The organism is Promicromonospora umidemergens (genome assembly GCF_024171995.1).
Taxonomy (GTDB): Bacteria; Actinomycetota; Actinomycetes; order Actinomycetales; family Cellulomonadaceae; genus Promicromonospora; species Promicromonospora umidemergens.
Genome location: NZ_JAMTCT010000010.1, coordinates 36719 through 59454 on the forward strand (window position 1 = coordinate 36719; position 22736 = coordinate 59454).

The 22736-nt window shown below is 71.3% G+C and carries 15 protein-coding genes; 4 read left to right on the forward strand and 11 right to left on the reverse strand.

Translation table 11 applies throughout. The annotated features are described in order from the left end of the window. Positions 1 to 8 precede the first annotated feature (8 nt). Positions 9 to 3323 (reverse strand): discoidin domain-containing protein, encoded by a 3315-nt coding sequence (locus APR04_RS16405; RefSeq protein ID WP_253872007.1) that lies wholly within the window; start codon positions 3321 to 3323, stop codon positions 9 to 11. Positions 3324 to 3630: 307 nt separating this feature from the next. On the opposite strand from APR04_RS16405, the gene APR04_RS16410 reads away from it, so the two are divergent. Continuing rightward, positions 3631 to 4890 (forward strand): kynureninase, encoded by a 1260-nt coding sequence (locus APR04_RS16410; protein ID WP_372496124.1) that lies wholly within the window; start codon positions 3631 to 3633, stop codon positions 4888 to 4890. 107 nt (positions 4891 to 4997) lie between these two features. Here APR04_RS16410 and APR04_RS16415 read toward each other — a convergent pair whose 3' ends face one another. The 10 genes from APR04_RS16415 to APR04_RS16460 form a co-directional block, all read right to left on the reverse strand. Next, entirely contained in the window at positions 4998 to 5786 is a 789-nt protein-coding gene (locus tag APR04_RS16415) for a serine hydrolase (RefSeq protein WP_253872009.1), read from the reverse strand. Positions 5787 to 5815: 29 nt separating this feature from the next. Then, complete coding sequence (locus APR04_RS16420; RefSeq protein WP_253872011.1) at positions 5816 to 6529, reverse strand: type 1 glutamine amidotransferase; 714 nt, start codon at positions 6527 to 6529, stop codon at positions 5816 to 5818. Beyond that, the gene (locus tag APR04_RS16425) at positions 6526 to 7773 is read right to left on the reverse strand and encodes an ABC transporter ATP-binding protein (RefSeq protein ID WP_253872013.1); all 1248 of its coding nucleotides are present in this window, start codon (positions 7771 to 7773) and stop codon (positions 6526 to 6528) included. Before APR04_RS16425 ends, APR04_RS16420 begins: the two co-directional genes overlap by 4 nt. Beyond that, positions 7766 to 8848: an ABC transporter ATP-binding protein gene (locus APR04_RS16430; RefSeq protein WP_253872015.1), complete on the reverse strand. Its 1083-nt coding sequence runs from the start codon at positions 8846 to 8848 to the stop codon at positions 7766 to 7768. The genes APR04_RS16425 and APR04_RS16430 overlap by 8 nt, the downstream gene beginning before the upstream one ends. Further along, positions 8845 to 9774 (reverse strand): ABC transporter permease, encoded by a 930-nt coding sequence (locus APR04_RS16435; protein WP_253872017.1) that lies wholly within the window; start codon positions 9772 to 9774, stop codon positions 8845 to 8847. Before APR04_RS16435 ends, APR04_RS16430 begins: the two co-directional genes overlap by 4 nt. Continuing rightward, on the reverse strand, positions 9767 to 10771 hold the full coding sequence (locus APR04_RS16440) for an ABC transporter permease (RefSeq protein ID WP_253872019.1): 1005 nt from the start codon (positions 10769 to 10771) through the stop codon (positions 9767 to 9769). The genes APR04_RS16435 and APR04_RS16440 overlap by 8 nt, the downstream gene beginning before the upstream one ends. A gap of 92 nt (positions 10772 to 10863) precedes the next feature. Next, the gene (locus APR04_RS16445; RefSeq protein WP_253872021.1) at positions 10864 to 12453 is read right to left on the reverse strand and encodes a peptide ABC transporter substrate-binding protein; all 1590 of its coding nucleotides are present in this window, start codon (positions 12451 to 12453) and stop codon (positions 10864 to 10866) included. A gap of 341 nt (positions 12454 to 12794) precedes the next feature. After that, positions 12795 to 16880 (reverse strand): endo-1,4-beta-xylanase, encoded by a 4086-nt coding sequence (locus tag APR04_RS16450; protein WP_253872023.1) that lies wholly within the window; start codon positions 16878 to 16880, stop codon positions 12795 to 12797. Between the two features lie 274 nt (positions 16881 to 17154). After that, complete coding sequence (locus APR04_RS16455) at positions 17155 to 17832, reverse strand: ABC transporter ATP-binding protein (protein ID WP_253872025.1); 678 nt, start codon at positions 17830 to 17832, stop codon at positions 17155 to 17157. Between the two features lie 76 nt (positions 17833 to 17908). Beyond that, positions 17909 to 19432, reverse strand: a complete 1524-nt coding sequence (locus APR04_RS16460; RefSeq protein ID WP_253872027.1) for an ABC transporter permease — start codon at positions 19430 to 19432, stop codon at positions 17909 to 17911. Between the two features lie 336 nt (positions 19433 to 19768). On the opposite strand from APR04_RS16460, the gene eno reads away from it, so the two are divergent. From eno to APR04_RS16475, 3 genes are all read left to right on the forward strand, one after another. After that, positions 19769 to 21049 (forward strand): phosphopyruvate hydratase, encoded by a 1281-nt coding sequence (eno, locus tag APR04_RS16465; RefSeq protein ID WP_253872029.1) that lies wholly within the window; start codon positions 19769 to 19771, stop codon positions 21047 to 21049. Between the two features lie 165 nt (positions 21050 to 21214). Continuing rightward, complete coding sequence (locus APR04_RS16470) at positions 21215 to 22156, forward strand: septum formation initiator family protein (protein ID WP_253872030.1); 942 nt, start codon at positions 21215 to 21217, stop codon at positions 22154 to 22156. 41 nt (positions 22157 to 22197) lie between these two features. Then, entirely contained in the window at positions 22198 to 22698 is a 501-nt protein-coding gene (locus APR04_RS16475; protein WP_253872031.1) for a DUF501 domain-containing protein, read from the forward strand. Positions 22699 to 22736 lie beyond the last annotated feature (38 nt).

Below are 22736 nucleotides of genomic sequence, written 5' to 3' on the forward strand. Positions count from 1 at the left end.
CGGCTACCTCAGTCGCGGTTGATCGTGAACGTCGACGTCGGGTTCTCGATGTCGCGGTAGTTGTTCTCGAAGGTCAGGCCGTTGAACGTCACCGAACCGACCGCCGGCCCCTGTCCTGCCTCCGGCATCGGGTTGGCCCAGAGCCCGTACCCGGACCGGTCGTCGTACTGGTCGCCGCTGCGCTGCGCACCGGAGATCGACACGTCGGTGAACACGGTGTCCTCGATCGGGTTCACCGGCTGCCCGCCCAGGTACTGGGTCTGGAACATGATCCCGGAGTACGTCGGGTCCACGATGTCCAGGTCGTTGACGCGGATCGCGGTGAACGGCTCGGACGCCGAGAACAGCCACACCGCCGGGAACACCTGGTCGCCCCAGAAGTGCCCGCCGGAGCGCACCACGGAGATGCCCTCGAAGGCCGTCGGCGCGGGGCCGAACCCCTCCATCGGGTACCCGAAGTCCAGCGAGCTGATGGTCACGCCGGAGTAGACGAGCGTGTCCGCGATGTAGATGTTGCGGAACGTGTTGTCCTGCCCGCCGTACACGGCGAGGCCGGCGGCCCGCCAGGTGTTCGTGGACGTCAGGTTCTCGAACACGTTGCCCCGCTGGCCGCTGCCACCCGCGTCGGTGGCGGCGAACAGCGCGAACGAGTCGTCCCCCGTACCGCGCGCCTGGTTGTTGTGGACGTGGTTGTTCGCGCTGCCGTTGGTCATGTTCAGCGCGTCGGCGAACGTGTTGCGGATCCGGGAGTCCTTGATCTCCGAGTCGTCCATGTTGGCCGCCCAGAACATGCAGATCATGTGCTCGACCCAGATGTTGTCGATGGTCATGTCCGAGATGTTCGCGAAGTCGAAGACCTTGCCCGGCCCGTCGATCCGCGACGTGTAGTTGCCGAAGTAGGCGAAGTCGCGGAACGTCGAGCCGTTCGCCGTCCCCTCCGCCCGGAACCCGATGTCGGTGTTCTCCTGCGTGGCAGGGGCATGGAACCGCGTGAACCACGGCCCTGCGCCCACGATGTCGACCGCCTTGCCGTACACCTGGAACTTGCTGGCGGTCTGGTAGTCACCGGCGGGGAGATACACCCCGGCCAGGCTGCCCGTCGAGTCCATCCGGAACCGGTCGAGCGCGTCCTGCACGTCCTGGTGCGAGAACCCGTCGGGCTCGACGTACCGGGCCGGGTCGGGGTTGGCCTGCGACGTCGCCTGCTCCAGGTCGACGAAGTCGACGGTGTACCGGCTGGTGTTGCTCGCCGTCTTCTGCAGCCTGATCGTCGAACCCGCCTCGACGGTGGTGCCGAGCAGGGCGTTCGCCTCGTCGTAGATGTGCCGCGGGGCGCCCTGGCCAGGCTGGTTCCCCGGGCTCGCCTCGTTGCCGTACAGCCACGCGTAGCGGGAGGTCAGATCGATGTTCTTGAGGAACTCACCGTCCACGTAGACCGCGAGCGTCGCATTCGTGCCGCCGCCACCTGCGGCGTCGGGCATGGAGAACCGCACCACCAGCGAGTTGGCCGACGCGCGCGTGGTCCACTCGACGTAGGCACCGGTCTGGTCGAGCGTGACCGCCCGGCGTCCGGACGCCTCGCCCGCGAGGTCACCGACCACGCGGTTGGGCCCGACGTCGACCGCCCCGCCGCCCGTGACGCCGTCCTCCGCCTCGTAGGTGTCGAACGGCATGTCCGCGCCGCGGCCGATGAACAGGGACTGCGTCACCTCGTTGTTCGCCCGCTCGGCCGCGACCTCCGTCGAGTCGGGGGCCGCCGTCACCGTGACGTCGTACGCGCCGTCGGCGGCCGGCCAGGTGCCCAGATCCAGGCTCTGGCTGGTGCTGCCCGCGGCGATCGTGCCGGAGACCGAGCCCGTCAGCGTGCGGACCACCGAGCCGGCGTCGTCCCGCACCGTGAGCGTGAGATCGTGCGGGCCGGAGCCCGTGGCGAGCGTGCCCCGGTTCGCGATCCGGGCCGAGAACGTCACCGTCTCGCCGGCCGCCGGCGTGGTCGGGCTCCAGGACACCGTCGGCACCAGGTCGGAGCTCGCGATCTCGGTCACCACCAGCGGGTCCGGGTGCGCGTAGGCGTTGTCGCTCTCGGACTGCTCGGCGACGGAGTCCGACGGGTCGACGGCAGCCCCGATCTCGTACGAGCCGGCCGCCCGCGCGCCGATGTCCGCAGTGACCGTGGCCTCGGCGCCCGCCTCGAGCGCACGCACCTCGCCGGTGGCCGCCTCGTCGCCGTCGACCGTGAACGAGACGTCGGTCGCGGCCGAGGCCTCGGTCCCGATGTTCTTCACGACGGCGGACAGCGTGACGTCGTCCGACTCCGTGGGGGACGCCGGGTCGGCGGTGACACCGGTGACCGTCAGGTTCGGGTTCGCCCCGGGGATGCCGAACACCTGCAGCTCAGCCACCTGCCCGTTGCCCGACCCCGTGTTCCCGGTGAACCGGAGCCGCACCTCCCGCGCGGTGCCGGTGACGGGAACCGTCACCGAGTTGCCCGTCGCAGGGGAGAAGGCATGACCGGCCGACGGCGCGAGCGTTGCCCACGCGTCCCCTGCCCCCGTGCGGCCCTGCACCTCGAAGGTCTGCGTACGCGGTCCCCAGGCGGTGGCCGGCGGCAGCTTCACGACGACGCCGCTCAGCTCGGCCGCCGACTCCAGCGCCACGCCGAGCGTGCTCGGGTACTGCCCGCTCGCGCCCTCCCAGTACGTCGAGGTGTCCCCGTCGTTGGCGTTCGCGGCGACATAGGTCCACTGGGTCGACGACGCCTCGAGGGTGCGGCCTTCCGCGAGGTCGGTCCCCTCCACCGGCTCGTCCGGGTCCGGAGCAGCCCGTGTGCCGCGCACCTCGAGCTCCGACAGCTGGCCAGCGGGCCAGCCGCTGTTGGCGGTCACGGCAACCCGGAGGTAGCGCGCCTCGGTGTCCGGGACGTCGATCGTCACCGTGTTGTCCGACGCCGGGTCGAACCGGCGCTCGGCGCTCGCTGTCAGGGTCGTGAAGGTGGAGCCGTCGGCGCCTGCCTGGACCGACAGTGTCTGCGTGCGGGCCTCCCACGTGGCAGGGAGCTGGAGCACCACCTCCTCGACGGTCGCACCGGTGCCGAGGTCGACCTGCGCCCACTGCGGGAGGCTGCCGTTGGTCGACTCCCAGTAGGTCGCCTGGTCGCCGTCGGTCAGGTTGTCAGCGAGGTAGGGCGCGTTGTTGCTGCTGGCCGTCGCGGGGGCGCCTGCGGAAAGGGCGCCTGCGGAGAGGGCGCCTGCGGAGGCGCCGGACGCGGAGGCGGCCGGCGTGGGTACGAGGATCACCGCCGTGAGGGCGGTGGTGGTGAGCACGGACAGAAGGGCGGGAGCTGGTCCCGGTCTGTGCCCATGGCCCGGTACGTGGCGTGGCGTTGCGGAGCGGAACATCGTCGTCCCCGATCTCCCGTCCTCTTTGACGGGGTCGTCACCAGGATGGATCTTCGGTACTTGCCGCTGTCTTGTCGATAAACCCGCACTGCACTGTCGACTTCTTGCGCAGGAGTGGCATGGACGTTACTGACGCCGGTGCTCGGGCGTCAAGGGTCCGGCGGTGCGGACCGTTCAGGCGGAGCGGTTCAGGACGTACGCTCGGGCCGAAGCCGAGCGACCTGGAGCACCTGTGACCCACCCCGCATCACACGCCGACCTGTCCGCGAACCTGCCCGCTGACCTCCCTGTGAAGCTGCGCGAGCGGGCCGCCGCGCTCGACGCGGCCGATCCGTTGGCCAGGTACTGCGACCTCTTCGCCCCGAGCGAAGGCCTGGTCGCCTACCTCGACGGCAACTCGCTCGGCCGGCCGCTGACCGCGACCCGCGAGCGGCTCGCGTCCTTCGTGGACGGCCCGTGGGCCGCGCGCCTGATCCGGTCCTGGGACGAGGGCTGGATGGACGCGCCGACCGAGCTCGGTGACACGCTCGGCCGGGTCGCCCTGGGCGCTGCGCCAGGCCAGACCGTCGTCGCCGACTCGACGACGGTGCTGCTCTACAAGCTGGCCCGCGCCGCCGTCGACGCGCGGCCGGGGCGTCGCGTGATCGTCGCCGACACGGAGAACTTCCCCACCGACCGGTTCGTGCTGCAGGGCATCGCGGCCGAGCGCGGCCTGGAGCTCCGCTGGATCACGCCAGACGCCGAGGCGGGCGTGACGCCGGAGGACGTGGCGGCCGCCGTCGGGCCGGATACCGCGCTGGTGCTGCTCAGCCACGTCGCGTACAAGTCCGGCTACGTCGCCGACCTTCCCGCGATCACGCGGATCGCGCACGACGCCGGTGCGCTCGTCCTGTGGGACCTCTGCCACTCGGTCGGCGCGGTCCCGCTGGACCTCGACGCCGACGGCGTGGACCTCGCCGTCGGCTGCACCTACAAGTACCTGAACGGCGGGCCGGGCTCGCCCGCCTTCGCGTACCTGGCGGCCGGCCTGCAGGACGAGGTGCGCCAGCCGGTCCAGGGCTGGATGGGTGCCGCCGACCCGTTCGCGATGGGACCCGAGTACGAGCCCGCCACCGGGATCCGGCAGCTCATCAGCGGCACGCCGCCGGTGATCGGGATGCTGCCGATGCGTGACATGCTCGCGCTCGTCGAGGAAGCCGGGATGCCGGCGGTGCGCGCGAAGTCGCTGGCGCTCACCGGGTTCGCGATGGAGATCGCCGACGAGTACCTGACCGGCGTACGGGTTGCCTCGCCGCGTGACCCGGAGCGGCGGGGGAGCCACATCATGCTCGACCACCCGGACTTCAAGCGGGTCGTCGCCGAGGCCTGGGCGCGCGGCGTGATCCCGGACTTCCGCCCGCCGCAGGGCCTCCGTGTAGGCCTCTCCCCGCTCAGCACGAGCTTCGCAGAGCTGGCTGCAGGCCTCAGCCTGATCCGGAACTTGTTGGGCTGACGGGCCCCCCTTCGAGGCCTAAGTTCCTTCGCTTTGAAGCCGCTCAAAGCGAAGAAACTTAGGCCTCGAAGGAGATGGGCGTCAGCGGCCCGGCCGGCCAGATCCGCTCAGGCCAGGGAGAGGGCCAGAGTGCCCAGGGAACGGAGGGTTTCCTCGGCGGCCTGCTCGTCGTAGCCGCGCGTGCACACGGAGATCACCAGGGTGTCCGGGCCCGGCTCGCCCACGAACGCGACGTCGTGCCTGATGCCGTCCACCCAGCCGGACTTGGAGCCGAACGGGACGCCGTGCGGCACTGCGGCGGTCAGCTGGCGGTCGGTCTGGCGCCCGAGCAGCTCGCACATCCAGCCGGTCCGTTCCGGGCCCGCGAGCTTCTCGGCGACCAGGGCCGACATGAGCAGGCACAGGTCGGCCGCCGTCGTCCGGTGCGAGGCGCCAGCCTGTTCCGCGGCCAGGTCGGAGTACTTGCGGCCGAAGACCGAGCCGGTCGCACCGGCGTCGGCCAGGACCTTGTTCACGGCGGGCAGGCCCACGCGGTCGGCGACCATGTTGGTCGCCTCGTTCGACGAGACGGTGATCATGCGTTCGATGACGTCGCCCAGCGGCATCGGGGTGCCGTCGGGCGGGAGCTCCTCGTCGACGTCGTCGGGCTCGATGGTGTACTCGCCCGCGCCGGGCACCTGCGACGTGAAGGTGCGCGTGGCCGTGCGGACCTCGTCGAGGCTCGCCGTCCCGGCGTCGAGCTCGCGCGCCGCGGCGACGAGCACCGCGAGCTTCACGGTCGAGGCCGCGTAGAAGTCCAGGTGGTCCTGACGCGCGGCCAGCACCTCGCCCGACGCTCTGGCGATCCGGTAGGCCACTACCGGGACCCCGTCGCTGTGCGTTCCTGTCGACACCATGTCCGGCTCCTTACGTGGGTCCTGAGCTGCTATTTCGCGGTCTCGTGCACGACGTCGGCCCAGGCACGGACCAGCGCCCGCGACTGCGCCTCGTTCTCGGCCGCGTGAACCATCGCCGCGGCGGCCAGCGCCGCCCGGTCGACGCCCTGCTCCGAGAGCGCGGCCTCGTCCCACGTCGCGACGCGCTCCGGCCGCGTCTCGGGATGGAACTGCAGGCCCCACGCCCGGTCGCCCACGCGGAACGCCTGGATGGGGCAGTCCCCGCTCGAGACCAGCAGCGTGGCCGACGGCGGCAGGGTGGTCACCGAGTCCTCATGGTTCTCGATCATCCACAGCGGTTCGTCCGGGACGCCCGGCAGGTCGCCGAAGACGGGGTCGTCGGCCGCGCTGGGGAGCACCGTGAGCGGGCACATGCCGCGCTCCGTCTCGCCCGACCGGGCCGTCACGCGGCCGCCCGTGACGTGCGCCAGCAGCTGTCCACCGAGGCACAGCCCGAGCAGCGGTACGCCGCCGACCAGCGCCTCCGTGGTCAGCCGCCGCTCGCGGGCCAGGAACGGGTGGCGCACGTCGTCGTCGGGCATGAAGCCGCCGCCCAGCAGGACCACGCCCGCGAACCCGTCAAGACTCTCGGGAAGCTCTGCGCCAGGGGTGAGGACAGGCTCGAGCCCGGCCTCGGGAAGCCACTGTTCGAGCCGGCCCATCAGGCTGGTGGGCGAGTTCAGGACAACCAGGACACGCGTCATGATTCGACCCTATGGGCCACCAGCTCTCGCGCGAAGTGGCAGGCCACCACGTGGGCAGCGGCGTCGGCCGGGGTGCTGCCGGGAGCGCCGGGGGCGCCCCCGGCGCGGCGTGCGACCAGCGCGGGTACCTCCGTCTCGCACACGGTGGGGACCAGGCGAAGGCCGGTGCCGGGGCCGCCCGTCGACGGGCCGCCCGCGCTCGGCTCCGGGGGCGCCTCCGACAGCGTCGGGGCGAGCCAGCAGCGCGTGTGGAACGGGCAGCCCGACGGCGGGTCCACCGGAGACGGCGGGTCGCCCTCCAGGACTATCGCGCCGACGGCACGGGACGGGCCCGCTCCGGTCGGGCTCGCGCCGTTGGTCGGGCCGACGTCGCCGGTCGAGCCGGTCGGGACCCCGGCCCTGTCGGAAGCGATCACGGGGGCGCCCTTCGCGACCAGCCGGACCGACGGGTCGGGCACTGGCACCGCCGACAGCAGCGCCTGCGTGTACGGGTGCTGGGCCGCGTCGTACACGTCGGCATCGGGCCCCTGCTCGACGATGCGCCCGAGGTACATCACGGCGACCTCGTGGGCGATGTGCCGCACCACGCCCAGGTCGTGCGCCACGAACAGGTACGACAGCCCGAGCTCGGCCTGGAGGTCCTCCAGGAGGTTGATGACCTGGCCCTGCACCGAGACGTCCAGCGCGGAGACCGGCTCGTCGCACACCAGGATCTTGGGCCGCAGAGCGAGCGCGCGGGCGATCCCGACACGCTGGCGCTGTCCGCCCGAGAACTGGTGCGGGTACCGGTTCGCGTGGTCGGGGTCGAGGCCGACGAGCTCCAGCAGCTCGTCCACAGCGGCCCGCCGCCCGCCGGCCGGGTCGATGCCGTGGATCGCGAACGGCTCTCCCACGATCTCGTTGACCGACATCCGCGGGTTCAGTGACGTGTACGGGTCCTGGAACACCATCTGCACGTCGCGGCGCAGCTGCTTGCGACCGGCCATGGACAGGTGGAGCACGTCCTCCCCGTCCACGAGCACCTGGCCGCTGGTCGGCTTCTCGATACCGACCAGCACGCGCGCGAGCGTCGACTTGCCTGAACCGGACTCGCCCACCAGGCCGAGCGTGCGGCCCCGGTCCAGGCGGAGCGAGACGCCGTCGACGGCCTTCACCGCGTCGACCGAACGGCGGAGCAGACCGTTGCGCACGGGGTAGTGCTTGACGAGGTCGCGCACCTCGAGCACGGGCCCGGGTTCAGTCATCGTGGCCTCCGGTGTCCTTGTCGTCGGGCGCAGGCTCCCGGCCCGCCATGATGTCCGCCGCGAAGTGGCACGCCGACATCCGGTCCTCGGCCGGGACGGCCGCCGGCGGCACGTCCGTGCGGCACACGTCGCGGACCGCATCGCAGCGCGGGTGGAACGGGCAGCCGGCCGGCATCGCACCAGGGCTCGGCGGGCGTCCGGGAATCACGGACAGGCGCCCGGCACCCGAGGCGGACGGGATCGACCGCAGCAGCGCGCGCGTGTACGGGTGCGCCGGCGTCGTGTAGACGGGTGCGACGGGCGCCTGCTCGACGGCGGTCCCCGCGTACATGACCGTAACGTCGTCGGCGACGCCGGCCACGACACCCAGGTCGTGCGTGATCAGCACGAGGCCCATCTGCCGCTCCGCCTGGATCTCGGCGAGGAGCCGCAGGACCTGTGCCTGCACGGTGACGTCGAGGGCGGTGGTGGGCTCGTCCGCGATGAGCACGTCCGGGTCCATCGCCAGGGCCGAAGCGATCATGACGCGCTGGCGCATGCCGCCCGAGAACTGGTGGGGGTACTCCTTGACGCGGGCTCTCGCGTTCGGCACCTTGACGAGGTCGAGCAGCTCGACGGCCCGCTTGCGGGCGTCGGCACGCGACATCCCCCGCCGCCCCCGGAGCGCCTCGGTGAGCTGGTAGCCCACGGTGTGCACGGGGTTCAGCGCGGCCAGGGCATCCTGGAACACCATGGCCACCTGGTCGCCGCAGCGGGCGCGGTGCTCCTTGCGGCTCAGGCCGAGCAGGTCGGTGCCGGCCAGGCGGACGCTCCCGTGCGTGACGCGCGCCGTGTCCGGGAGCAGGCCCAGCACGGCCAGCGACGAGACAGACTTCCCCGAGCCGGACTCGCCCACGATGGCGAGCGTGCGGCCGGCCTCGACGCGGTAGGACAGCCGGTCGACGGCGCGGACCGGGCCGCCGGGCGTCCGGAACTCGACGGTGAGGTCGGTGACCTCGAGGAGCGCGCTGCTCGGTGCCGAGCCGGGGGCGGAGCCCGACGCGCCGTTCGGTACCGGCCTCGTGACGGCGCTCATGCCGTGAGCCTCGGGTCGAGGGCGTCGCGCAGGGCGTCGCCGAGCACCACCAGCGCCAGCACGGTCGCGACCAGACAGATCAGGGGGGCGAGCAGGATGTGCGGTGCGCCCCCGAGCACCCACTGCGAGCCCTGCTCGATCTGGATGCCCCAGCTCGTCGCGGGCGGGCGCACCCCGATGCCCAGGAAGGACAGCACCGCCTCCGCGCTGATCACGCCGGCCACCGACGTCGGCAGCAGCGCCGTGACCGTCCCGATCGCGTTCGGCAGCACGTGCCGGACCATGATGCGCAGGTCGGAGGCGCCCAGGGAGCGTGCCGCGGTGACGTAGTCGAGGTTCTTGGCCTCAAGGGTGCTGGCCCGGACGTAGCGGGCGTACGGCATCCAGCCGAACAGGATCAGCACGACGGCCGGGAGCAGGATCACGTCGAAGGTCCCAGCACCCAGGTCGATCCCCTTGAACAGTGAGAGCACCAGCAGCGCGGCCAGCAGCAGCGGGATCACGAGGAAGACCTCGACCGTCCGCGAGACCAGGTAGTCCACCCAGCCGAGGTAGTACCCGGCGAGCAGGCCGAGGGTGACGCCGATGGCCAGCGAGACGCCGACCACGACGAGCGCCAGCAGCAGCGACGGCCGGACGCCGTGCACCATCGTGGCCAGCACGTCGCACCCGAGGGAGTCGGTCCCCAGCGGATGCTCGCCGCCCCAGCCCTGCGGGTCGGTGCGGGCCTCCCGGATCGGGCACGTTCGAGGGCTCGTGGTGGTGAACAGCCGGGGGAACGCGGCCATCACCGCGAAGACCAGCAGGACGACGGTCGCGATGATCGTGTCGGGCCGTCGGCGCAGCGTGCGCCAGGCGTCGCCCAGCGGGTGCGACGGCGTACCGGCAGGCCGGCCCGTCGGCGTGGGGGTGGCTGCGTCATTCATAGCGGATCCTCGGGTCGAGCAGGGCGTAGGCGATGTCGACGACGATCATCACGACGACGGTCACGGCGGCCAGCAGGGTCACGATGCCGAGCACGAGCCCGACGTCGTCGTCCCGCACGGCACCCCACAGGACGCCGCCCATCCCGTAGATGTTCATCAGGCCCTCGGTGATCACGGCCCCACCGAGGGCTTCGGTGAAGGTCAGGCCGACCGCCGTCACCACGGGTACGGACGAGTTGCGCACCACGTGGTGCACGACGACATGGCGTTCGCCCAGCCCCTTCGACCGGGCCGTGCGCACGTGGTCGCCCTGGTAGGACTCGAGCTGGCCTGCGCGGACCAGGCGGATGAACGCCGCCGACCCGGCCAGGCCGAGGAGGATGCCGGGCACGAGGACGGTGGCCCACGGGTGCTCGGGGTCGAACGACGGCTTGAACCAGTACGGCGGCCAGCTGTTCTCGCCGAACGTCCGCTCGGCCCACCCGTTCAGCGGCACGGCGACGACATACCGGTAGACGATCAGCAGCACGAAGACCGGGAACGCGTCGATGAGCACCGACGTCAGCCTGATGCCGTGGTCGCTCGGCGAGCCGCGCCAGCGCGCGGCGACGGAGCCGAGCACCATGCCGAGGGCGAGCCAGGTCACCAGGACGACGCAGAAGAGGCGGATCGTGTTCGGCGCCGCCGTCGCGACGATGTCCGAGACCTCGCGACCGCGCAGGTTCGTGCCGAAGTCGCCCTGCGCGTACTGGCCGAGACGCTCGACGAACGGGCCGAGGCACGGGTTGCCGACCTGGTCGAAGCAGGGGTCGTCGAGGTTGAAGCGCTGCTCGACGGCGGCGACCTGCGCCGGCGTCGGGACCTTGTCCCCGAAGAACGCCTGCGCCGGGTTGCCGTTGAGCTGGATGGCGACGGTCGTGAGCAGATGCAGCAGCAGCATCACGAGGAGCAGCGTGCCGACCGCCTGCAGCACACGCCTGAGGATGTAGCGACCCATGGCCTACCTTCGAGCTGATCTTTGTTGTGGGCGTGACCGTTGCGCCTGGAAAGGACACGTAGTCGCAACGGTCACGCTCACAACGAAGGGACTTACCGGGTGACCTCGATCTTGCGCAGGATCGGCGCACCCGAGAACGGGTTGAGGATCACGTTGTCGAGCCGTTCGCTGTAGTACGTCGCGCTGAAGCTCCACGTGAACGGGATGGTCGGGAACTCGTCGGCGAGGATGCCCTCCGCCTCCTGGTAGAGCGCCACCGCGTCGTCGAGCGTCGGCGCGGCGTCTGCCTCGTCGAGCTTGTCCTCGAACTCCTTGCTGTACCAGCCGAACTGGCTGTCCTTCGCCGAGCCGGACGCGTAGAAGCTGAGGTAGTTCTCGTTCAGCGGGTAGTCGGGGAACCAGTTGTTCCGGAACATGCCGTCATAGCCCTGTGCGGCCCGGGTGCTGAAGTAGTCCGGGTCGACGTTGAGCTCGTAGGGAATGCCCAGCACCTCCTCGATCGAGTTGCCGATCGCGGTGAAGCGCTCCACCTCAGCCTCGTCGTCGCCCAGGCTGATCTGCAGCTTCTCGCCCTTCGGCCAGCCGCCTGCCTCCTCGAGCGCCGCCTTGGCGGCCTCCGGGTCGAAGGTGCACCACTCGCAGGTGCCTGCCTCGCCGCCCGGCACGCCGTCGGGGACCACCCAGGAGTCGGCCGGGATCGCCTGGCCGGAGCCGAGCGAGGCGACGATGCCCTCGCGGTCGATCGCCATCGAGATCGCCTTGCGGAACTCCTTGTCGTTCCACGGGCCGTCCGTGTACCCGGAGAAACCGATGTAGGTCAGGGCGGAACCGGGGCGCTCGACGTACCGCTCGGCGAGCTCCGGGTCGTTCTTCGCTGCCTCGACCTCGGCGGTCGGCGGGAACGAGATGTCGATGTCGCCGGACTTGAAGTCGGCCCAGCTCGCGGTCTCGCCCGCCGAGTACTCGGTCCAGTGGATCGAGTCGTACTCAGGGGTCTCTTCCAGCGGGTAGTCGGCCCACTTCTCGGCGGTGAGCTCCTGACCCTGCTGCCAGTCGGTGACCTGGAAGGGACCGTTGCCGATGGGCGCCTTGGCGCACGCCTCGACGTCGTCAAGGCACTCCTGGGCGATCGGGTAGAAGCCGGTGTAGCCGAGCATCGTCGCGAAGCCCGCGAACGGGGAGCTGAGCGTGGCCTCGAGCGTCAGGTCGTCGATGACCTGCAGCCCGGACAGCTCGTCCGTCGCACCCTCCTTGACGATCTCGCCGTTGTCGTCCGTCTCGGGCTGCATCTCGTCGTACCCCTCGATGACGCTGAAGAAGTACCCGGAGTACAGGCCGTTGTCACCGTCGGCCGTGTAGTTCCAGCCACGGGCGAACGCGTCGGCATCGACGGGCTCACCGTTCTGGAACGTGAGGTCCGGCTTGATCTTGATGGTCCAGACCGTGTTGTCGTCGTTCGGCTCGATGGACTCGGCCACGTAGTTGTACGGCTCGGTGGTCTCCGGGTCGTACCGGACCAGGCCGTCATAGACGACGTCCAGGACGCTGATCGGGTCGTAGGACCCGGCATCGCCCGGAAACAGCGTCTCCATGTCCTGGCTGATCCAGGTCTCCAGCGTGACCGGGCCGTCGCTCTGGGACTCGGTGTCGTTCGGGGTGCACCCGGCGACCGTCAGAGCCACGGCGGTGCACGCAGCGACCGCGGCGAGCGGGCTCCTTTGTCCTACTCGTGCTTGCCTCACTGCTTGCCTCCCCATGTCGGCTCCCCGATCCGGGGGACGGGGAGGTCTGGACCTTATCGCCAGAGCGGGCCTGTTGCGTGGAAACTTGTGTAAACCGTCTGTAACGATTCGTCAGGACCTTTCCAGGTCGCCTTCCCGGTCGCCACGCGGGAGGAACGCAGCCCGAGACCTGCCTGGCCCGGAGTTGTTCCGCCTCAGCGCTGTGAGACGGAAACAACTCCGGTCCAGCTCGGCAGCCTGGCGCACCGGATCACCGGCGCGCCACGCGGCCGCCGGCGTCCTCAGCAGGCGCCGAGATCCTGCCAGGGCCCCCACGGCGCGGAGGCCGGTTCCTGGTTGCGGCTGTACCACTTGGCGACCCAGCGGTGACCGTCGTGGACCACCGTCTCGTCGCCGCGGTACTCCCACGAGCGGGTCCACGCGGGATACGTGCCGTCCGCGCAGGCCGTCGGGGTGCCGACCTCGGCCCACGCTCCCCACGGCGTGGCACCAGGACGCTGGTCCCGCGTCCACCACAGCGCGGTGAAGACCGCTCCCTCATGGGAGACCTGGTCGCCCGCCGTGTACACGGCGCTCGCCGACCAGGCCGGGACCGGCAGCCCCACGAGCTGCCCCACGCCCCAGCGGGCGGTGGACTGGTAGCCGGCCCCGGTCGGGTCCGCCCAGTTCCGGATGGCGGTCCGCGCACCGTCGGCCGCGTCGTTGACCTGGAAGTCCAGGCCGTGGAACGTGCCGAGCCCGCCGTAGGACAGCAGGTCGACGGACGCCTCGACGCGGTACCCGCCCTCGGTCAGCGTGGTAGCGCTCGCCACCCGAGCCTGCTGCGCCGCCTCGTCGCCCGTGCCGAACGACACGGCGTTCTGCGCCGAGATGCGGATCTGTGTGTCGTCCGCCCGGTACCCGCCGTTCTTCGCGTTGCCCCCGTCCACATAGATCTCCACGGAGTCCTGGACCCACGGGTCGGATCCCGAGACGTCGACGACGGGGTCGGCGACGTCGGCCAGGACGAACAGCGACCCCTCGTGCCACAGGGTGCTGACGGTGGCGACGGCCCCGCCCGAGCCCTCGACCTCCTTGGTGGTGGTCACCACGCCGGCCGAGGCCCACAGCTCCTCGACGTCGCCGTCGACCACGGGCGCCTCCGCGGCCTGCGGCACCTCCAGGTACGACAGCTCCTCGACCAGCGTCAGCGTGCCGAGCGCGCCGGGCGTGTTCCACGAAGTGGTCGTGTCCCCGCTGGTCACCCGGGCGTCGAAGGCGGCGGTAGCGCCCTCTTCGAGGGTCGCAGGCAGGTGCACGACGACGTCGTAGCCGCCCTCCCGCTCGGTCGCCACGGCGTCAGCGCCCTCCGCCCCGCCGGTCACCGAACCGTCCCGGCCGACCACGTACTCGGCGTCGGACCCCGCCTCTGCGTCGCCGAGCACCAGCGTGACCGCGTCGGCCGGCGCCGGGTCGGCGTCGTCCACCGAGACGAACGCCGTCAGGTGGTCGGGCGCCCAGCGCAGCTGGAAGGCGGCCTCGCCGCCGCCCGGCGCGTCGAACGCCTGCCGCGGCAGCCTGTCCCACTCCGGCGATGCCGTCGCCATGCCGTCCAGCGGCACGTCGCCGGCGAACACGTTCGCGGTGCGCAGGCGAGCCGGCAGCTCCGCGCCGACCGCCCCGTAGTACGCGGGCTTGGCCTGGTACCGGTCGTCGAAGATCAGCGGCGCACCGCTGTCGACCCGCCACGACCGGCCGTCGGTCAGGCCCCACGCCGTCACGCAGAACAGGTTCTCCGCCTGCGCGCGGAACACGTCGAACGCGTCCTTGAAGTAGTAGCCCTGGTCGATCAGCCGGGCCTGGGTCACCGGCGTGCCCGTCGTGACGTCCAGCTCCGTGACCGCCTGCGTGACCGGCAGGTCCGCGAACCGTTCGATGGCTGCCTCCAGCGCACTCACCGGCATGGCGAGGGACACGTGGAACTGGTGCCCCACGCCGTCCACCGGCACCCCGCGCTCCAGCAGCCGCTCCACCAGGGCGCGGTACCGGTCCTGCTTGCCCCCCTGCTCCGTGTTGTAGTCGTTGATGAACAGGGTCACCGGACGCTCCGCGACAGTGCCCGTCGAGCCGCCCGACGGCGCCGCGGCGTACGTCTCGTTGAACGCCTCGTCCGCGTACTGGAACGCCAGGTCGATGAACTCCTCGCCCAGGATCCGGAACCACTCGCTGCGGCGCAGACCGTCCGCGTCCTCACCGCCGTCCGACACGACCTCGTTCACCACGTCGAACGCGACCAGCGGGTTGGTGTCCGAACCGAACGGCCCGTAGTCGGCACTCAGGTTCTCCGCGATGTCGAACACGTGGGTGCGCAGGCGCTCGCGGAGGACCGCCTTGCCCGTCTCGTCAGCGGGCAGCGGCTCGCCGGCGTCGTCCTGGAAGAACCAGTCGGGGGTCTGGCTGTGCCACACCAGCACGTGGCCGTAGACCCGCTGGTCGTTCGCCTGCGCGAAGTCCATGAGCGCCGTCGCCTCGGGATGACGGCGGAACGCGCCGTCGGCGTCGTACCAGGCCTCTGGCTTCATGTGGTTCTCGGGCGTGAGCTGGCCGAAGTGGCGGTTCAAGAGGTCCGCGGCAGCGCCCGACGTCTCCCGGCTGTCGATCGCGACGCCCACGGGGAACTCGACGGTCTCCTTGATGCCGGTCAGGTCCTCGATCAGCGGCGGCTCCGGGACGGACACCACGATGTCGTCGATGAGCCAGTCGCTCGTGATGCCGCCGTCGTAGGCGGTCTCGAAGTACAGCAGGGCGCTCTCGTGGGCCGGCATGGTGAAGGTGGTGGTCACCTCGGTCCAGCCGGTGCTGGTGATGCCGTCGAACTGGTCGAGGGTGGCGAAGGCCTGAGCGCCGTCCGCGTCGGTGCTCGCCAGGCTCAGCCAGATGTCGCCGGGCGTCTGCCCCTCGGGGTAGCGGACCCACGCCGAGACGTCGTAGGCCGCACCGGCCCGCAGGCTTCCGGTGACGTCGCGGCCGATACCGTCGCCGGTGTGCTCGCGCCCGGTCAGCGCCGCCGACCAGGTCGACTCGTGGGCGTCGGCGTCGGTGACCGCGAGGCTGAAGTCCGAGGCGTCGTCGCCGTTGCGCGGCGCCCAGCCGTCGAGCGTGCCGTCCTCGAAGTCCGTGCTGAGCACGCTGCCCGACGCCGGGGGCGTGCCCTGCGGGAGCGTGAACTCCCAGCCGGCGGCCAGCCGCTCCGTGACCACCGTCCGCACCGCTGCGAGCGTGCCGGACCGGTCACCACCGCCGTCGTGGGCCAGCACGAGCTCGCCCGGGGCCATCGCGGTGCGCAGGTTGGCGGTGAGGGTGTCGACGTCCTGCGTCTCCCAGTCGGCGATCGTGTTCCGCACGGCGAGCGGCTGCATGCCCAGCTCCACGGCGACACCGGGGGTCACGCCCCACGAGCCGTTCGGGGCCCGCCAGAAGGGGACCTGCTGGTTCGGGTTGCCCAGTGCGTCGCGGATGATTCCCAGGTTGGCGACCAGGTCCGCGCGCACCTGCTCCTCGGACCAGGACCCCATGTCGGCGTACCCCGTCGAGTGGTTGCACAGCACGTGGCCGTCGGCGACGATCCGGCGCAGGATCTCGGCGCCGCCGTCGGCCTGGATGTTCTGGCCGATCACGCAGAACACCGCGGTGATGTCGTGCTCGGCGAGGAAGTCGAGCAGGGCGGGCGTGGTGCCGGGGTTGGGTCCGTCGTCGAAGGTGAGGGCGGAGACGTCGCCGCTGCCCTGGGCGAGGTAGGCCGGCGTGGGGGTCGGGTTGATCGCGCCGCCGGGGACGACGTCCTCCGGCGGGGCGGCGTCGGAGGTGGTCACCATGATGTCGTCCACGAGGATCGTGTAGGGCGCGTCCTGGTCGGTGCTGCCGAGGTAGGTCTGCAGCTCGGCGGGGTCGGCGTCGCCGTCGGCCGTCCAGGTGCCGGTGACGGTGGTCCAGCCGGTGCCGATGGTCGTGTTGCCGACCCAGGCGTAGGACGGCTTCATGACGAACCGGAGGTCGGCGCTGGTGGGCGCGGACCCGCCAGGGTCGGCGGGCTCCGCGAGACGGGCGCGCAGGCTGAAGGTGTAGGTCAGGCCGGGCTGGAAGATCCCGGTGGGGGACTGGATGCCCTCGTAGTCGGCGGCTCGGGTGATGGCGAGGACGTTGCCGGCGCTGTCGTCGGCGGGGTCGGGCACGACCTCGAGCCCCGCGTCGCCGCTGGCCGTCCAGGTCCCGGTGGTGCCGTCCTCGAAGTCGACGGAGGTGACGACGGCGTCGGCGGCTGTGGCTGTGCCCGTCGTGGCGGTAGCGGGTGTGGCGACGAGTGCTCCGGCAAGCACGAGCGTCGCCACGCTCGTGCCGGTGGCGGCTCGCGTTAAACGATTTCTTGCTGTGAAACGATTTCGAAGAGGCATGCTGCGCTCCCTTGCGCGTGTCTTCAGGTGGGGCGAACGCCGGAGCGACGGTGCTGCGGCGGACGTAAGGGCAGAGTAGCCAGCGGGAGCGGCGCCGTCGAGGGGCTGCAGGTCGGTACTTCCCTGTGCGGTCGGCAGTTTGCCTCGAGGTCGGCCCATCGATGAGCCGACCTCGAGGCAAAAACTGCCGACCTCAGGGCACTGCCGACGTTCAGGCGGCCGAGAGCTCCTTCATCGCTCCCTTCGCGATGCGCAGCCGGCGCGGCGTCCGTCGTGCGACCACCGAGTCGTGCGTGACCAGCACGATCGTCAGGCCCTGCTCCTTCCACAGGCCCTCGATGAGGTCCACGATCTCGTCGCGGGTCTCCTCGTCGAGGTTGCCGGTGGGCTCGTCGGCCAGCAGCACCTTCGGGTTCTTCACGAGGGCCCGCGCGATGGCCACCCGTTGCTGCTGCCCGCCCGACAGCTCACCCGGCAGGTGGTCGCCCCGGTCGCCGAGGCCCACCGAGTCCAGCGCGGCCAGCGCCCGCGCCGTCCGGCTCTGCCGTGCGAGCCTCGCCGGCACGAGCGCGGTCTCGACGTTCTCCAGCGCGGTGAGCGTCGGGATGAGGTTGAAGTTCTGGAACACGAAGCCGATGGTCTCGGCCCGGGCGGCGGTCAGCTGGGCGTCGCTCATGCCGGCGAGGTCCGTGCCGTCGAGCTTGACGGTGCCCGACGTCGGCCGGTCCAGCCCGCCCAGCATCTGCAGCAGGGTGGACTTGCCGCCGCCCGTCGGGCCCTGGACGGCGACGAGCTCGCCGTCGCCGATGGTCAGGGAAACACCCCTCAGCGCGCGCACCACGCGCTTGCCCTGGCGGTAGGTCTTGGTCAGGTCGTCGATCTGGTACATGGACTGCCTCTCTGAACGCTGGGGTGGGTGGCTATGCCCTACTTGTTTCGCGTGAGCCGGCGGTTCCGCTTTGGGCTCACGCGAGGGAACGGAGGGCTTCGGCGGGGCGCAGCCTGGCCGCGCGCTGTCCGCCGACGACCCCGGCGAGCAGCCCGCCGAGCACCGCCAGCCCGACGGCAGCGAGGACTATCCACAGGCTCACCGGCGCCTGGAGGACGACGTCCACGGCGTTGCCCGCAGCGCCGGCCAGGGTGTCGGCGCGCTCACCGAAGGCGCTCCCGCCGGCGCCCTCTGGCGCGGTGTCGCCACCCTGGACCGCGCCCGCCGACATCGGCCCGGTGCCGCCGCCCATGGTGAAGCCGCCGGACGCACCGCTCAGCGTGATCCCCGACAGGTTCACCGCCCACACCGCCAGCGCACCCAGCGCGAGGCCCGCCGCACCGCCGATGAGGCCCTGCACCACCGACTCGCCGGCCACCTGGCCCACCACGCGGCCCTTGCTCCAGCCGATCGCCTTGAGGGTGCCGAGCTCCCGCGTGCGGCGGTTCACGCCCGACACGGTGAACAGGATCGCGAGACCGAAGGCCGCGGCGAGCACGATGGCGCTCAGCCAGGTGCCGAGCGTGCCGATCAGGTTGGACGCCGTCGAGAGCGATCCGGTGACGCCCTCGGCGAGGTCGGACTGGGTGCTGACCGAAGCGTCGGGCAGCTCGTCCTCGACGGCGGCAGCTACGGCGTCGACGTTCTCGGCGGAGTCGACCTGCACGTAGACGTCGGTGACCTGGTCGGCGAGGTCCGCGAGCGTCTGGGCGGTGGCCAGCGGGAGGTAGGCGTCGGACGCCGTCGCGACGCCGTCGCCCGTCGAGGACGCGACGGTGCCGACGATCTCGAGGTCCTTGCCGCCGGCCGTGATCGTGTCCCCGACGGCGAGGCCCTGCTGCTCCGCGTACGTGGCGTCCAGCACGGCGACGTTCTCGTCGTCCGCCGCCAGCGTCCGGCCGTCGGCCACCTCTGCGGTGGTCAGCGGGCCGACGGCGGCGGCGTCCGGGTCCACGCCCGTGACCGTGAACTGCTCGATCTCGAAGGACGAGCCGCCTGCCGAGCCCTCGCCGGCGCCGTCCGGCCCCATCTGCAACGTGGCGGGACCGTCGCCCTCCTGGAGGGCCTCCATGTCCGGCATCTCGCCGGAGAAGGACATGTTCTGCAGGTCGAGCGTCGCGGCGACGCCCGACACGTGGTCCAGGCCGGAGACGGTCTCCAGGGCGGCGGCGTCGAACGAGGTGGACCCCATGGCGGTGCTGAGGCGGTCCTGCGCGAGGCTGCGCGTGCCGTCCTCGCTCGCCTCGCCGTCCTCCTCGCCGAAGTCGAAGCGGCGAGCCGGAGCCGCGCCCTCGCCCGGCCCGCCGGCGGGCTGGGTGACCGTGATGTCGGTGCCGACGCCGTAGACGGACTCGAGCACCTCGGACTGAGCGTTCTTGACGCCGGTCGAGACCGAGCTGACGACGATGACCAACGCGATGGCGACCGAGAGACCGATCGCTACCACGATGGTCTGCTTCCGTCGGTTGCGCAGCTCTCTGCGCAGATAGGTGAAGAACATGGGCTCCTGCCTGGGGTCCGGAGGGGACGTGCGAGACGTTGGTGTCCGCGCGGACCGCCTCGCGGGTCATGGCGCTGTGCCCTGGGGAAACGATCGAGCGGGCGAAGCGGGGGACTCCGTGCGGCGGTCCGCGCCGGACGACCGGAACGCTAGGCACCGACGCTGTGGTGGGCCTGTCGTCGACCTGTGGTGACCCTGTGAACTGCGGGCGTCCGGCGTGACCGCACGTAACGCCCGTCCTGCGGCGAGCGGACGGTGGACGGTTGCTCGCCCGCTCGGCGGACGTTCTAGGCTGAGGGCCGTAACCTCCGAGCGACATCCTTAGAAGGAGATTCCGTGGCTAGCATCGAAGCCGTTGGAGCACGCGAGATCCTCGACTCTCGCGGCAACCCCACCGTGGAGGTAGAGATCGTCCTGGACGACGACACCTTCGCCCGTGCGGCGGTCCCGTCCGGCGCATCGACCGGCGCGTTCGAGGCCGTCGAGCTGCGTGACGGCGACAAGAGCCGTTACCTGGGCAAGGGCGTCGAGAAGGCGGTAGCGGCCGTCAACGACGTGATCGCCCCTGAGCTCGTCGGGTACGACGCCGAAGAGCAGCGCATCGTCGACCAGGCACTGCTTGACCTGGACGGCACCCCGAACAAGGGCAAGCTGGGCGCCAACGCGATCCTGGGCGTCTCGCTCGCCGTCGCGAAGGCCGCCGCCAAGAGCGCCGGCCTGGACCTGTTCCGCTACGTGGGCGGCCCGAACGCGCACGTGCTGCCCGTGCCGATGATGAACATCCTCAACGGCGGGTCCCACGCGGACTCGAACGTGGACGTCCAGGAGTTCATGGTCGCGCCGATCGGCGCCCCGACGTTCCGCGAGGCGGTACGCACCGGCACCGAGGTGTACCACGCCCTCAAGTCCGTCCTGAAGGAGAAGGGCCTGGCCACCGGCCTGGGCGACGAGGGTGGCTTCGCGCCGAACCTCGGCAGCAACCGCGAGGCGCTCGACCTGATCCTCGTCGCGATCGAGCGGGCGGGCCTCACGCCGGGCAAGGATGTGGCGCTCGCGCTCGACGTCGCCGCCACGGAGTTCTTCTCCGACGGCGTGTACGCGTTCGAGGGCGGCAAGAAGACGCCGGACGAGATGATCGCGTACTACGAGCAGCTCGTGGCCGACTACCCGCTGGTCTCGATCGAGGACCCGCTGTCCGAGGACGAGTGGGACTCCTGGGCCGCGCTCATGGGCAAGGTCGGCGACAAGGTGCAGATCGTGGGCGACGACCTGTTCGTCACCAACCCCGAGCGTCTCGCCCGCGGCATCGCCGAGAAGTCGGCGAACTCGCTGCTCGTGAAGCTCAACCAGATCGGCACGCTCACCGAGACGCTGGACGCCGTGACGCTGGCCCAGCGCAACGGCTTCACCACGATGACCTCGCACCGCTCCGGCGAGACCGAGGACACCACCATCGCGGACCTGTCCGTGGCGACCAACGCCGGCCAGATCAAGACCGGCGCTCCCGCCCGTGGCGAGCGCATCGCCAAGTACAACCAGCTGCTGCGCATCGAAGAGGCGCTCGACGAGGCAGGCACCTACGCCGGCCGGTCGGCGTTCCCGCGCTTCCAGGGCTGATTCGGGGCCCGTACCGAGAGGTCCGCGCCAACCCAGGGATTCGGTCCATAACCATGCACGGTTGTGGGCGGAATCGCTGGGCTGGGGCGGACTTTCGCGTTTCGACACACGGCGCGCCGGAGGTAATGCCCGTACAACGGCCCGGCGAATCGGCACAATCGACCCATGCCTTCCTCACGTCGCCCGGCGCGGCCCTCGGGTTCGGCCCGCGGCTCGGGCGCGCGCCCGTCGTCGGCCCCGGGCGCGGGGTCGGGTGCCAAGGCTTCGGGCGCGAAGAAGGCCAAGGGGACAGCGCCGGTGGCCAAGGGCAAGGCCGCGCCGAAGAAGCAGTCCAGGTCGTCGACGAAGGGCACGTCGGCGAAGGGCACGTCCGCGAAGCCTGCCTCCCCGAGGGCCACATCGAAGGACGCGCCGTCGAAGGGCGGGTCGGCCGCGCGCAAGCCAGCCGCACCGTCGTCGGCGAACCGCCGTACCGCTGCGCCCCGGAGCACGCCCGCACGTTCTTCAGCAGCGCGCCCGACAGCACGCCCGGCAGCGCGCCCGGCAGCGCGCGCGGGTACGGCGGCTCCGCGGGGTGCGCGGCCGACGTCGGGCGGGGGAGCGAAGCGGCCCACCCAGCCGCGCCGCCGAACTGCGGCCACGGGCAGCGTCGCACCGCCGACGCGGCCGGCACGTGCCGACCGGAAACGAGGCAGCTTCGGGCTCGTGCTGCCTGAGGTGCTGACGGTCCGGGCGATGGTCCTGTCCGTGGTGGTGCTCCTCGCGGTGGTGCTGCTGCTACCGACCGTGCGGGCTGTCGTGACGCAACAGGCCGAGCTGCGTGAGCTGCGCTCGGAGCTGAGCCAGCAGCAGGACCAGAAGGCTGAGCTCGAGACGGAGCTGGCGCGCTGGGACGACCGGTCGTACGTGATCGAGCAGGCACGGTCCCGGTTCCGGTTCGTCATGCCGGGCGACAAGGTATGGCGCCCGCTCGACACCGATGCGGTGCAGGAGGAGGAGCCGGCGGCCGGTGCCGTCGAGCCCTCGCCAGGCGCGGCCGAGGACGCGGACACCCCCTGGTACACGAGCGTCTGGGACTCCGTGCGGATCGCGGGCGGCGAGGAGTAGGTCTGCGTGGCCCAGTCCGCGGACTGGGCCACAATGGGTGGGTGAACACCGCGACTGAAACCGTGTCCGACGACGATCTGCGCGTCCTGGCCGAGCAGCTCGGCCGCGAGCCGCGCGGCGTCGTGGGGATCGCGGCACGTTGCGTGTGCGGCCGGCCGACCGTGGCGCGCACCGCGCCCCGGCTGCCCGACGGGACCCCGTTCCCGACGGTCTTCTACCTGACGCACCCCGGCGCGGTGGCCGCCGCCTCGACGCTCGAGGCGAACGGTGTGATGAAGGAGATGACGGCGCGGCTCGAGTCGGACGACGAACTCGCCGCCGAGTACCGGAAGGCGCACGAGCACTACCTCGGGCAGCGCGAGGCCATCGCGCACGTCGACGAGATCGCCGGCATCTCGGCCGGCGGTATGCCGACGCGCGTCAAGTGCCTGCACGTCCTCTTCGCGCACGCTCTCGCTGCCGGCCCGGGCGTGAACCCGCTGGGCGACGAGGCCCTGGCCCTGGCGAGGGACACATGGAGCCCGTCCCGCTGCACCTGCTGAACCTTGTTGTGAGCGGTTGTGAGCGCGACCGTTGCGGC

Coding starts and splice junctions, on each gene's coding strand:
- APR04_RS16460 (WP_253872027.1), bottom strand. CDS start 19,432: ATGTTCTTCACCTATCTGCGCAGAGAGCTGCGCAACCGACGGAAGCAG.
- APR04_RS16425 (WP_253872013.1), bottom strand. CDS start 7,773: ATGACTGAACCCGGGCCCGTGCTCGAGGTGCGCGACCTCGTCAAGCAC.
- APR04_RS16440 (WP_253872019.1), bottom strand. CDS start 10,771: ATGGGTCGCTACATCCTCAGGCGTGTGCTGCAGGCGGTCGGCACGCTG.
- APR04_RS16415 (WP_253872009.1), bottom strand. CDS start 5,786: ATGGTGTCGACAGGAACGCACAGCGACGGGGTCCCGGTAGTGGCCTAC.
- APR04_RS16435 (WP_253872017.1), bottom strand. CDS start 9,774: ATGAATGACGCAGCCACCCCCACGCCGACGGGCCGGCCTGCCGGTACG.
- APR04_RS16430 (WP_253872015.1), bottom strand. CDS start 8,848: ATGAGCGCCGTCACGAGGCCGGTACCGAACGGCGCGTCGGGCTCCGCC.
- APR04_RS16470 (WP_253872030.1), top strand. CDS start 21,215: ATGCCTTCCTCACGTCGCCCGGCGCGGCCCTCGGGTTCGGCCCGCGGC.
- APR04_RS16420 (WP_253872011.1), bottom strand. CDS start 6,529: ATGACGCGTGTCCTGGTTGTCCTGAACTCGCCCACCAGCCTGATGGGC.
- APR04_RS16455 (WP_253872025.1), bottom strand. CDS start 17,832: ATGTACCAGATCGACGACCTGACCAAGACCTACCGCCAGGGCAAGCGC.